The organism is Litorilituus lipolyticus (assembly GCF_006439335.1).
Taxonomy (GTDB): Bacteria; Pseudomonadota; Gammaproteobacteria; order Enterobacterales; family Alteromonadaceae; genus Colwellia; species Colwellia lipolytica.
Genome location: NZ_SAWY01000019.1, coordinates 249625 through 261557, shown reverse-complemented (window position 1 = coordinate 261557; position 11933 = coordinate 249625). Strand labels below are relative to the sequence as shown.

At 38.3% G+C, this 11933-nt stretch carries 10 protein-coding genes and 1 riboswitch; of the genes, 2 read left to right on the top strand and 8 right to left on the bottom strand.

Annotated features, from left to right (window positions below):
• The 5 genes from EPA86_RS09235 to EPA86_RS09215 form a co-directional block, all read right to left on the bottom strand.
• Complete coding sequence (locus EPA86_RS09235) at positions 1 to 621, bottom strand: metallophosphoesterase (RefSeq protein WP_281284870.1); 621 nt, start codon at positions 619 to 621, stop codon at positions 1 to 3.
• 115 nt (positions 622 to 736) lie between these two features.
• Complete coding sequence (locus EPA86_RS09230; RefSeq protein WP_140603141.1) at positions 737 to 1141, bottom strand: hypothetical protein; 405 nt, start codon at positions 1139 to 1141, stop codon at positions 737 to 739.
• Positions 1142 to 1189: 48 nt separating this feature from the next.
• Entirely contained in the window at positions 1190 to 1864 is a 675-nt protein-coding gene (locus EPA86_RS09225; RefSeq protein WP_140603140.1) for a PDDEXK family nuclease, read from the bottom strand.
• A 161-nt stretch (positions 1865 to 2025) separates the two neighbouring features.
• A complete protein-coding gene (locus EPA86_RS09220) occupies positions 2026 to 2505 on the bottom strand; it encodes a hypothetical protein (protein WP_140603139.1) in 480 nt (159 codons plus the stop codon).
• A gap of 53 nt (positions 2506 to 2558) precedes the next feature.
• On the bottom strand, positions 2559 to 3746 hold the full coding sequence (locus tag EPA86_RS09215; protein ID WP_140603138.1) for a hypothetical protein: 1188 nt from the start codon (positions 3744 to 3746) through the stop codon (positions 2559 to 2561).
• Between the two features lie 222 nt (positions 3747 to 3968).
• Between EPA86_RS09215 and EPA86_RS09210 the strand changes: the two genes are divergently transcribed.
• Positions 3969 to 5165, top strand: a complete 1197-nt coding sequence (locus tag EPA86_RS09210) for a GGDEF domain-containing protein (protein WP_140603137.1) — start codon at positions 3969 to 3971, stop codon at positions 5163 to 5165.
• A 28-nt stretch (positions 5166 to 5193) separates the two neighbouring features.
• Here the strand turns inward: EPA86_RS09210 and EPA86_RS09205 are convergent, their stop codons facing one another.
• The 3 genes from EPA86_RS09205 to EPA86_RS09195 are packed head-to-tail and all read right to left on the bottom strand — an operon-like array spanning position 5194 to position 10857.
• The gene (locus tag EPA86_RS09205) at positions 5194 to 6561 is read right to left on the bottom strand and encodes an efflux transporter outer membrane subunit (RefSeq protein WP_140603136.1); all 1368 of its coding nucleotides are present in this window, start codon (positions 6559 to 6561) and stop codon (positions 5194 to 5196) included.
• Positions 6554 to 9673 (bottom strand): efflux RND transporter permease subunit, encoded by a 3120-nt coding sequence (locus tag EPA86_RS09200; protein ID WP_140603135.1) that lies wholly within the window; start codon positions 9671 to 9673, stop codon positions 6554 to 6556. The genes EPA86_RS09205 and EPA86_RS09200 overlap by 8 nt, the downstream gene beginning before the upstream one ends.
• A 2-nt stretch (positions 9674 to 9675) precedes the next feature.
• Complete coding sequence (locus tag EPA86_RS09195; protein WP_140603134.1) at positions 9676 to 10857, bottom strand: efflux RND transporter periplasmic adaptor subunit; 1182 nt, start codon at positions 10855 to 10857, stop codon at positions 9676 to 9678.
• 177 nt (positions 10858 to 11034) lie between these two features.
• On the opposite strand from EPA86_RS09195, the gene EPA86_RS09190 reads away from it, so the two are divergent.
• Positions 11035 to 11676 carry a histidine phosphatase family protein gene (locus tag EPA86_RS09190; RefSeq protein WP_140603133.1) on the top strand — a complete coding sequence of 214 codons (642 nt, stop codon included), beginning with the start codon at positions 11035 to 11037 and terminating at the stop codon, positions 11674 to 11676.
• Positions 11677 to 11752: 76 nt separating this feature from the next.
• Positions 11753 to 11912: riboswitch (cobalamin riboswitch) on the top strand.
• Positions 11913 to 11933: the final 21 nt, after the last annotated feature.

Sequence of the window (11933 nt, the reverse complement as noted above, 5' to 3'; positions counted from 1 at the left end):
CTACTTCCTAAATAATGCTACTAACTTCTTTACGTTGACAATCGACAGATTTCCAGCGCCGTGATTGGTGTCTAACCAAATTCGATTGCCACGTAAGGTAATTTTTTTTACCGGATTATGCCCCATAAGGATAAGATCTGTGCCTTGATAAGCGCTAAGATGATTAAGCTTATAAAAATCTTCTCTGTCCCAGAGCTGTTCATTACATTGCTCAATGGGCACCTTATTGCCTTGTTGTGTAGGCCATATTTGGGGGGCTTTTGCATGAACAAGGCCGGTAGTAAAACCATCATAATCTAAGGTAATGGTCAGTGGCATATTGTTATTAATATCGTGCGCCCATTGCTCTAATTGACTTTTTTTGTTTTGCCATTTTTCAATCCATAAGTTGCCTATATTTTTATTCAAGTATGAAAAATTATTAGCTTTATATTGCTCTAAAAACATGGCTTCATGATTGCCTAGCACAGAGAAAAACCAAGGTTCATTTAACAACGCAAAACAGTATTCTGATTGTGAGCCTCTATCAATAATGTCGCCTAAGGCAAATAGTCTATCATTGTTAAAGTCGAAGGATTCATTTTTCAAAACTTGATTCAAGCAATCTAGGTTACCGTGAATATCGCTAATAACAAAGTCATTACCACGTTCATTTTTGTAGAATGTTTGATTGTGTAAAATATAAATCTTTAAATCCTTGTGTTACGCATGGAATTAGCATTGCTAAAATCTAACCTTAGAAAATATCTTCTGGATCAAGATATACCGTGGGGTCTCTGTTAGCGATAAATAATGTGTTTATTCCGGTACTTTTATTAGCTATAGATAAATCAATAGGCAATAAAACCTCATCCATTTCATGGGCTTCAATCTCTGAATTCCATTCAGTTGCGTGCTCTCCTAATTGCTCTGAAACGATATTGATAATGTGCTCTTCCACATATTTCCCAAAATACTCTTCTAGAACAGTGGCTTGCTCCCAAGGGCCACTAAAAAAGACCCAATTTCCAGTATCATCATCTATAAAACAACTTTCGCTTGGGCAATGAAAATATTTCAAAAACCACGATTTAATATGTTCAATTTGCTCTTTTTCAGATAGTAGTTTTAACTCGTTTACGGTAACTTTTTCTTTTTGCATATTAATTCCTCAATCACGTTATATTAAAAATGTTTTGGTTATCTATATTTAAAAAAGTTGGATACCAAACGTTAATAGTTTTTGTGGCAAAACGTCGTCTAAATTCTGAATATCTTTATCTGTTAGCTCAATCAGATTAACGCCATATTTTTGATAAATAGCTTGCTTTTTCTTTTTTCTATCCAAATATTCAGGCTTGTTTTCAAATCCCCAATACTCAATCCATACTTTGCCTTGAGGCAAAAAGAAGTCACAGACTAAATCTTCAATTACCGGCAACTTTTTTTCATAAGCGTGCACAATGCCATGATTAAATAAGAAATCATCAATCATTGCTTCTGCTTTTGATCTCACATAATGTCCGTCAGACGTACGAATGTTTGCAGGATACAGTTTTCTAAAATCTGTTTGTTCCTTTTTGTTCGCAGTGGTGTTAGCTTGCATTGCAGTACCTTTTAACTGAGCTATTTCTGCGCCTAAATGTTGATCGTGCAATATGGATTCAGGCCATCTTACCGATGAAATCCCTTTAATAGTATCGGTTAGTTGTTCACCTCCTTTGTTTAGCCCCGTTTGTGTTAGGTAATAGCCGTGCCCTTGTGACGCTTTAGTTAGAAAGCCAATTTTTAATAACAGATTATTTACTACATGTGATTCGAGTCCAAAGTGGGTGCCTATTATTTTGGCAGTGTATTGGTTGTTCGCTTTAATAACTGTTTTCATAAATATCTCCTAATTGATGACACTTATTATTTCAGTTACTCGTGGCGTTCAACTTATAAGATATTATAAATTTCACTATTTCTAGCAGAATAAAGTTAATAATTAATACCCTCCAGAAGCATTAGTTTAGTAAAGAGAAAGTCGTTGAATTTATTGAATCCTTAATTCCCCATTGTCTTTAATAATTTAAACTGAATTCTAAAACACTCTTTATTGCTTATTTCTTTTGAATACCTCAGTGACAAAATATCAACCAATAACATTTTTTCGGCTCTAATTGAGCAGTAATTAAACAACAGGTATAGCATTTCGTCTGAACTAAATACGAATGCTTTGGAAACGTCATTGGTGGTTGTCATTTTTATAAACTCTAACTTTCTCTCATGAGATACTTCTGAGAATTTTTGCAAAAATGTGTTGTTATAAATGGATTGGTTTCCTTTAAGCCTCCCCATTTTCCATATGGCAATAAGTGATCTCTCTTTAACGCCCTTATATACACGAATTTTGAATGTTTCAGCATCATCAATTAAATCTTTTAGCAAATGTTTTATTTGTGCTAGTGTCGACAGGCTTTCGCTGTTATTTTTTTCGAGTTTGCTTTCACAGTCGAAATTTGAATTATCATCTTCATATTTCATAAACTTTCCTCGGTGTTCTGATTAGCTGAGAGTGAAAATATCTATTCATCACGTTAATAGTCTGTCATTAATGAATGATACTCATCTCGGTATTGTTGAACCGTTAAGTTACTTCCGTTGAGCTGCTTCATTTGGCTGTCAAACATGCCCACATAACCATGATGTTCATCCATCCCCGAATTCAGTTGAGTTGAAAAGTTATAAGTTATCTGCTTGATATCTTTCATCATTTTTATAATGTTTGTCTGATTGTTCGCATCGGTAAGATATTGGTAGGCAAGGCCGTAATGGCTATAGGCGGTGGCTTGGTCGCCAACTTCATCGTTGTAATAAACAACAAGAGTTGGATCATATTCATTGTGTTTTGACTTTTGAGCTACATTCATGTCGCTTAGCAAAACAGCCTGACCTTCAGAAAACCACCTTGGTAATCCTAAGCTTTCGAAGTTGGCCGATAAAGCATGCTGGATTGTGTGAATAATTTCGTGTTTCACGATTTTGTCAACTTCATGTGGTAATGCAATAGAAGGAGCACCAACATTAACACCGACCAAATTACCTTCGCCCCAGCCATTTGTTGAATTTGTTTCATGAATACAAACATAAAGTTTATCTACTAAGATAGCTTCCCGTTCTGTTTTAAATGGTGAATATGGGTCATTAACTAACAGTTCAATAGCTTGAGCAGTTTTCATGTTTTTGGATGTTTTAGTTGCCCAATTAACTTGCTCTTCATAATTCCAACTAGTAAATTCTGATGGGTATGAAATGGAATTATACTGTTGATAAATTAGATTGTTTCTGATGTGTTTTAGGCCATCAAGACGAATACTATAGCGACTTGAAAAGAATTCATTTTTAGACACTTGCATTGCGGTTAAGGCGGAATCAAAATTGTTTTCTACCCAAGTTGCAACTTGCTTAAAATCACCCTCAGGCAGATCAGGGTTGCCAAATACAAGAGAATTTTCAGTTTCAAAGTAGTAATTGTTATATTGTTGAGAGCACTCTTTAGCCCTTCTACCGTACATTTGCGATGAAGGCATCAATTCAGTTGAATAGAACACTCCTGTGTCATAGGAATTTTTAAAGCTTCCTGAAACATTTTGAACAGCATTATCTGATTTACCAGAATTACCACCAATCGTTTGATCAGAACTTTCAGAATTACAACCAACAATCTGTGTGATCATTAAGAGTATAGTCGCGTTAATAATCTGTTTATTTGTTTTTAAATTCATGGTTTCCCCTTATGTTTAATATTGGGAAAACTTTATACCGCTTTGGTGGCATTTGATTTATAAGATTTAAATTACAACTTATAAAAGTGCGCAAAAGCTTGCCGACAACTGCTCTGTGTATTAGTTGGTTTGCACTTTTTTTGATATATATAAATGATAGAATCTCTATAATGAATCTTAAGGTTATTCGTCTATAGTTAAAGAAAACAACTGTAGATAAATATGCATTTCGACCCTCTCGCTACGCAGCTACTTATTTTCATAGGCTTGTTAACAGGTACAGCCTCGTTGGCGTGGGGCGTTTTAACGTACCCTCTAGGCATAGCACCTCAAGCTTCTGCGAGGTATGCCTTAGCAAATACCCTTGTTACCTTTGGACTCATTTTATCAACATACAGAGACACCACTACTAGTTATCTTTTTTGGTATGGTGCTGATCTTTGCGTTTTGAGTGGTTTTATTTTATTAAAATGGGGTACTCAGCAGCTATTTAAATTAAGGAGTAGTATACGTATAGACAGTATATTATTACTTTCAATTGGGTTGATAATGTTGCTGACAATGAAACCCAATCCTAGTTCTAATATTCACCTTGGTATCCTATTTTCAATTGCTACTTTTATCATATTTTCACAATTAGCATTTGAGCATTTTAGCTACTTAAAAAAGGCTAATGGTTCGGTAATAGTGTTAATTCCAATAGTCTCTATAGCATGCATTTTTTTGTTAAGAGCTTTCCTATTATTCTTTGCACCACAATCTGAAGATCAGCTGGCTTCTATTACAGGAGCAGAAGCTGTACCAATGTTATGGACATATGTTGTTCTAACGCTTGCTATAAATATTATTATGTTTGGTAACGCGATAACTCGGTTAGTAGATAAGATAAGAAGTAGAGCAGAAAAAGACTACCTCACTGGGTTAATGAATAGACGAGCTATTTTATTGCATCAGGAAAGAGTACATAACTTTTGGCTTAGAGATAATGTAGTTTATAGTCTGATTTTATTCGATTTAGATTATTTTAAAAAAATAAATGATGAGTTTGGTCATGCTGCTGGCGATGCAGTGTTACTCCATGTAGCAAACTCATTGCAGAAGGTCATTAGAGTAACAGATACTTTCAGCCGATACGGTGGTGAGGAGTTTCTTTTGTTGTTGCCCGCAACAAATGAGGAAGAAGTGTTATTAATTACAAAGAAATTAAAAGAAACTTTATCTGAATCATCATTACATTGGCATGGAAAGCTCATTAATATTACAGCTAGCTTCGGTTGTGCAACAATAGAAAAAAATGACTCACAGCAAGAGCTAATTAACAGAGCGGATATTGCCATGTATAAAGCCAAGTCTGAGGGAAGAAATTGTTACTGCCAAGCTATTTCCTCTACTAAAGCAGAAAGCTGCTCAGCATCATAACCCTATTTTACAATGTGCCACTAAATAGTTATCCCCAACCACCACCAAGTGCGCGATAGAGATTAACAAAGGTGACTAAACGTTCTTTTTTAGCGGAGCTAAAAGAAAGCTGCGCGTCAAAGAGTTTTCTTTGCGCATCCATTAAATCTAATGCACTGGCTACACCATTGCGATATCTTATTCTTGCAAGTCTTTCATATTCTCTAGATGCCAAAAGAAGTTTCTCTTGTGCGAGATAAATCGTTTCACTAGATTTAAAAGCCATGAGTTCATTACTGATTTCAAGAAACGCATTCATTACGACTTTCTTATAAGCCAAACTGGCTTGAAGAGCGCGTTCTTCAGCTGCAGTCAAGTCATTACGTAATCTGCCTGCATTGAATAAAGGCTGAGTTATGCCACCCACAAGCTCCCAATAAGAACTATCACCGGATAATAGGCCAGATAGCTGGCTACTCTCAAAGCCAAATTCGCTCGTTAGCGTGATCTTAGGAAATAAGTTAGCAGTAGCCATGCCTACTTCTGCGGTTGCTGCATGTAGTTGAGCTTCAACTTGTAATACATCAGGGCGACGCAGAAGTACTTGCGAGGGGATACCAACAGGTATCGCTAAAGGTATCGTTTGCTCTGTGAGATCGATGCTGGTGGCAATGTGAGTTTTTTCATCAGCAATAAGTAACTTCATACGATTAATGGTTTCTATACGCTGAAGTTCCAAGTTTGGAATAGTCACCTTGGCTGATTCTAGTTCTACTTCAGCTTGTCTTACATCAAGACCTGAAACCATACCATTGGTTTTTCGTAATTGGGCTATATGTAAAGCACGCTCTCGAAGTGTCACCGTGCTTTGGCTGAGCTGAATCTTTTCTTCTAAATCCTTTAACGCGAAGTAGGTACTCGCAACATCAGCAACCAAGTTCATTTCAACAACATTTCTGGCTTGGCCAAGCGCGGCTAATTCAGCCCAGGCGGCTTCGCTGGCGCGTCGATTGTAGCCAAATAAATCGAGATCCCAAGAAAATTGCCCCTTAAGTTGATGTGTGTCGTCATACTCACTAGCACTCCCTTCAGAGACACGTTCACTTTCAGCTAATAAACCAATTGTTGGATAGAAAGCCGAATCGGCCATATTGGCCAAGGCTCTTGCTTCTTTAATGCGAGAAATAGCAATCGCTAGATCATAATTTTGCGCTAATGATTTCTTTATTAATCGCTGTAATTCGGGATCTTTGTATGCCTGCTGCCAGTTGATAAATGCACTGCTTTTTGCCATTCCATAATCTTGTGCACCCTGGAATTTATCTTGCACATGTAAAGTAGGCTTTTCATAGTCAGGGCCAAGAGTGCAGGCGGTTATCAGTAATGAAAGCACAGCGACGGTAAATTGCTTATTCATTTGCCTCTCCTTGGTGTTCAACTTTCATAAAACGCGCAACAGTAATAAAGAAAAGTGGCACAAGAATGATGCCGATAGTACTCGCTAGTATCATCCCCCCTAAAATAGGGTAGGAGATAGATTGTCGACTAATCGACCCTGGACCAACAGCAAGAATAAGCGGTAATACACCTAAAATAAATGACGCGGCAGTCATCATTATTGGTCTAAACCTGACACTAGCGGCTTTAAAAGCAGCTTGTTGAGCCGACAGACCTTCTCGGTAATATTGGTTGGCCACTTCTACAATTAAGATAGAATTTTTTGCCGCTAAGCCAATTAATGAAATAAAAGCGACTTGGAAGAACAAATTATTTTCTATACCTGCTAACCATACCGTTAGACTGGCGCCTAACATGGCGATAGGAGAAATTAATAATACGGCAAGTGGTAAAGTCCAACTTTCATAGAGTGCAGCTAAAAACAAGAACACAAAAATAATGGCAAGCATGAGTGCAGTATTCATTTGACCCGCTGATTTTATTTCTTGGTAGGTTAATCCTGTCCATTCGTATCCCATACCCTGTGGAAGTAGGTTATCCGTCACTCTTTCAATCGCTTCAATTGCATCACCACTTGAAAAACCTTCAGCAGGTGTGACATTAATGTTAGCACTAGAGAATAAATTATAGCGGTTAATGGCTGATGGCCCAGTGGTCAAGCTGATTTTAGCCAGGACATTCATGGGCACCATTGCACCATTACCACTGCGTACATAAAAATTGTTTAAATCACTCGGCCTTGCTCTAAACTGTTCATCGGCTTGCATTTTTACTCGATAAACACGACCAAATAAGTTGAAGTCATTGATTGTTGATGACCCTGTTAGCACTTGCATCGTACTGTAGACATCAGCAATGGGGACCTCTAACGCCATGGCTTTCTCTCTATCAACTTCTAAGAAAAGCTGTGGAACCTGGGCTTGCACGGGGCTTGATGCTTTTGAAATTTCAGGTTGCTTGTTGAGTTCATCTAACACGAGGTTAAGAGTTTCCATTAAACCATCAAAATTAGAACCACTTCTATCTTGTAATGCCATTTCAACGCCAGAGCCACTTCCTACACCAGAAACCGCCGAGGGTTGGTACACGTTGAACTGTGCAGTAGGAATATTCTCCAACAGCGTTTTAAGCTCATTCATCACTTGCTCAACGTTATAGTCTTTATCTGCTCGATATGACCAAGGCTTTAAGATGACCTCAAGTTGTCCATTGGCTTGGCTACTACCAGCACGTCTGTTTTCACCCGCCAGGGAAAAAGAGTAAGCAATGGCATCATGAGCGAGAATGTGTTTCTCAGCTTGTTGTATCACTTTGTTGGTACGTGTAACGGTTGCAGCATCTGGTAACGTTATATCAACAAAAAATCGCCCTTGATCTTCCTGTGGAATAAACCCTGTAGGTAAACTTGAAAAAACAAACCAACAACCAATAAATGCCACAGTAATCGCCATATAGCTTCGTTTAGCATTAAAGCAGGTAAGCTTGACTAAGCCCGTATATTTTTCTGCTAAATTATCAATCCACTGGTTAAACCCCTTGAAGAATCGGTTGCTCTGACTTTGTTGCTCTGCTTTTAAAAACAATACACAAAGAGCCGGACTTAAGGTGAGTGCAACAAGGGTTGATATTAAAACTGCGACAGTAATTGCAATGGCAAACTCTCGATACATAATACCTGTAATGCCGGCAAGGAATGACACCGGTACAAATACTGCGGCTAAAACAAGTGATGTGGCAACTAATGCGCCTGACAGTTCTGACATTGCTTGTTTTGTGGCTTGAAAAACTGATATTTTTTGTTCTTGAATAATACGCTCAACACTTTCTACCACCACAATGGCATCATCAACCACAATACCAATGGCTAAGACGAGCGCTAATAAACTGATGGTATTGATGGTTAATCCAAAAGCAGCGAGGGCAACAAAAGTGCCAATGATGGAAACAGGCACCGCTAACGCAGGAATTAGCGTGGTGCGCCAATTTTGTAAAAATAAATACACAACCAAAATAACTAACAACAACGCTTGAAATAAAGTGTTCTTCACTTCGTTTATAGAGAGTTCAATAAACTCAGAGGCGTCATAAAAACTAATCCAGTTGATCCCTTGAGGAAACGTTTTTGCTAAGGTAGCCATTTCAGTTTTTACGCGCTTTGTTACCTCAAGCGCATTCGAGCCTGGTAGCATATAGACTTGTAAAATTGTCGCAGGCTGTCCATTCAAGTTAGATTGCAGCGTATAGGCCGATGAACCTAATTCAATATTAGCAATATCGCGTAAACGTATAATTGAGCCATCAGGGTCAACTTTAACCATGATGTTTTTAAAGTCCTCAACTTTATTAAAGCGTCCTTGTGCATTGATGGGGAAATTAAGTTTGATTGCTTCATTCATTGGTTGTGCACCAATGGTCCCCGCTGCAGCTTCTTTGTTTTGCTCTTTTATCGCATTACGAACATCGGTAACTGTTAACCCATAACCCGCCATGCGATCGGGTCTTATCCATATGCGCATTGAATAACTGCGGGCACCGGTATTTCTTACTCGGCCAACTCCGGGTATGCGCTTTAACGCCGCTTGAATATTGATTGATGCATAGTTACTTAAGTAAATATCATTGTATTTGGTATCTTCTGAAGTGAGTGCTATTTTTAGTAGTTCAACTGAACTCTCAGTGGAGACGGTTACCCCATTTTGTTGTACATCAACAGGCAAATCAGCGCCTGCTTGACTGGCTGTATTTTGTATATCTACGGCGGCTAAATCTGCGTCAGTCCCTACTTCAAAGGTTACCGTGATATTCGTACTGCCTGAGTTTGTCGATTTAGACTCCATGTACAACATTTTAGGTGTACCATTGAGCTCTTGTTCAAGGGGAACGCCAACCGATTCAGAGGCAACACTGGCTGTTGCTCCTGAAAATGAGGTGGAAACTTTGACTTGTGGAGGCGCAATATTTGGGTATTGATCAATAGGCAAACCAAGCAAAGAGACAACGCCTGTTAGTACAATGATTATTGATATAACACTTGCAAAGATTGGTCTTTTAATAAAAAAGTGAGAAAACATAATTACTCACCTGCAACATTTGTAGCTTTTTGTTGAGCTTGTTGCTCTTTATATTCTGACTCTGTTAACGGCTTCACTAACTGGCCGTGTCGAGCCCTATGCTGACCCTCAATAATAATGCGTTCACCTTCATTTAAGCCTGAGTCTATGACTAAGCCTTGCTCACCATAATGCTTAACCATGACAAATCGATGTTCAACAGTATTGTCTGGCATAACGACCATGACATATAAGCCACCTTGTTCTACACGTACGGCTTCTTCTTCAATAACAACGGCATCGTTAAATTCACTTAAACGAATGCGAGCGCTAGTGTACTGACCCGGTAAGAGTTCACTATCGGGGTTAGGCAGTACCGCTCTTACCTTAAACGTTCCTGTTTTTGGATTTACTTTTGGATCGGTAAAGCTTACATCCCCCCAATACTTGTATTCGCTATCATCGGGTAAAGTGATTCTAACAAAGCCTTCTACTGTTTTTCCTTGTTCTTCTGCTTTTCTTTTTTCTAAGAAGGTATTCATTCTGCGACGGGCATTTAAATAATCCAGAGATGACATGTTAAATGTCACGTAAATGGGGTCAATTTGCTGAACCGTAGTGAGTAGTGAAATGCCTCCGCTTCCTACTAAGGCACCAATATCGGCTTGTGAGCCACCAATCATACCGCTAATAGGTGCTTTTATTTTGGTATAACTTAACTCTAAATCTACTTCGTCTAAATTGGCTTGCGAAGACATGACTGAGGCTTTTGCTTGTTCTTGAGTAGACAGTGCAGTGTCATAATCAAGCTGACTTGCCGCATCCTGTTCATATAATGGTTTTAGTCGAGTGACATCGCGCTTAGCTTTTTCATAAGCGGCTTTATCTTTTTCAAGTTGCGCTAAAACTTGTTTGCGCTTAGCGATATATGGCTTGTCATCGATAAGATATAATAATTGTCCCGCTTCAACCCAGCTGCCTTCAACAAATTCTACCTTTTCGACATAGCCGGTAATTCTTGCTCTAACTTCAACATCAAGAGAAGCTTGTGTGACGCCAATATAGCTGCCATAAACTGGTACAGTATCTTTATTAACTTCTTTGACGATAACTTCTGGCGGGACAGGTGCAATTTTCTCTTGTTGACAAGCTGACAATACATAAGCAGCAATGAATATCCAAAAATAACCAGCAACTTTAGACATTAGGCCTTCCTTTAGCGATGAAATTTTTTTGCAAGATGAGCAAAATAATAGCACTGTATTTCCTGACAATATATTTATTTAATTCATCAATAAATATATTAGAATTTCACTGCGTTACTGAAGATGCTTCAATAACTTTTTTAGATCAATTAACAGGTAAAAGGTATTAAACGCTTTATGGATAAACAACTTAAAATACCAAGACAAACGGGAGAGTTTACGCTGTATTTGTTGCGCCATGGAGAAATAGCTACGCCGGGTATTTTAGCTGGAAAAACTGATGTGGCATTATCAGAACAAGGTGTGCAACAAATATTGCAGGTAACAGATTCTCTTGTTGAGGTAGAACGTTGTATAAGCTCGCCATTAATTCGCTGTTATGAGCGAGCAAATTACTTCGCCAAGCAGAATGACTTATCGTTAATAGTTGAAGACAGGTTACAAGAAATGAATTTTGGTGATTGGGATGGTAAAAGCTATCATGCCCTATGGCATAGTACTGACTCATCAGCGCGTTATAGTATAGGTGATTTTTGGCAAGATCCGTGGAAAAATCCAGCCCCTAATGGTGAAACAATGCAGATGTTTACTCGTCGGGTTGATGATTGGTGGCAAGCATTATGCCGCGATGATACCTTGCAAAATACGTTGGTGTTTACCCATGCTGGCGTTATAAAACATATAGTGGCGCGAGTGCTTGAAATGCCTATACATGGCACAGAGCATATGTCATCCATTGAAGTTCCGTATGCCGGCTTAATTAAAATATCAATATATCGCGATGAGCAAGCCAAAGTTTGGACGAAGCTCGTGTTATAAATTAGAACATTTTAACTGACCGAACTGTTAAATAACACTTGCTATTTATGCCCAGCAGTTGATAATTCCGCCTATAAAGAATCTTTTAATTTTTAATGTTATTTCGCTAAAGCGTCATATTTGGGAATGTGGTGAAAATCCACAACTGTGCCCGCAACTGTAAGTCACTGTTTTTTAGCTCTTTGGGCTGCATCTCTGTGGCAAGTCAGGATACCCATTTTAAATTAATCTACGATATTCATTCGAGCGGGTTACTC

Bases quoted from the DNA above. Each gene is read 5' to 3' on its own strand.
- EPA86_RS09190 (WP_140603133.1), top strand. From the start codon at position 11,035: ATGGATAAACAACTTAAAATACCAAGACAAACGGGAGAGTTTACGCTG.
- EPA86_RS09200 (WP_140603135.1), bottom strand. From the start codon at position 9,673: ATGTTTTCTCACTTTTTTATTAAAAGACCAATCTTTGCAAGTGTTATA.
- EPA86_RS09220 (WP_140603139.1), bottom strand. From the start codon at position 2,505: ATGAAATATGAAGATGATAATTCAAATTTCGACTGTGAAAGCAAACTC.
- EPA86_RS09205 (WP_140603136.1), bottom strand. From the start codon at position 6,561: ATGAATAAGCAATTTACCGTCGCTGTGCTTTCATTACTGATAACCGCC.
- EPA86_RS09195 (WP_140603134.1), bottom strand. From the start codon at position 10,857: ATGTCTAAAGTTGCTGGTTATTTTTGGATATTCATTGCTGCTTATGTA.
- EPA86_RS09210 (WP_140603137.1), top strand. From the start codon at position 3,969: ATGCATTTCGACCCTCTCGCTACGCAGCTACTTATTTTCATAGGCTTG.
- EPA86_RS09225 (WP_140603140.1), bottom strand. From the start codon at position 1,864: ATGAAAACAGTTATTAAAGCGAACAACCAATACACTGCCAAAATAATA.
- EPA86_RS09230 (WP_140603141.1), bottom strand. From the start codon at position 1,141: ATGCAAAAAGAAAAAGTTACCGTAAACGAGTTAAAACTACTATCTGAA.
- EPA86_RS09215 (WP_140603138.1), bottom strand. From the start codon at position 3,746: ATGAATTTAAAAACAAATAAACAGATTATTAACGCGACTATACTCTTA.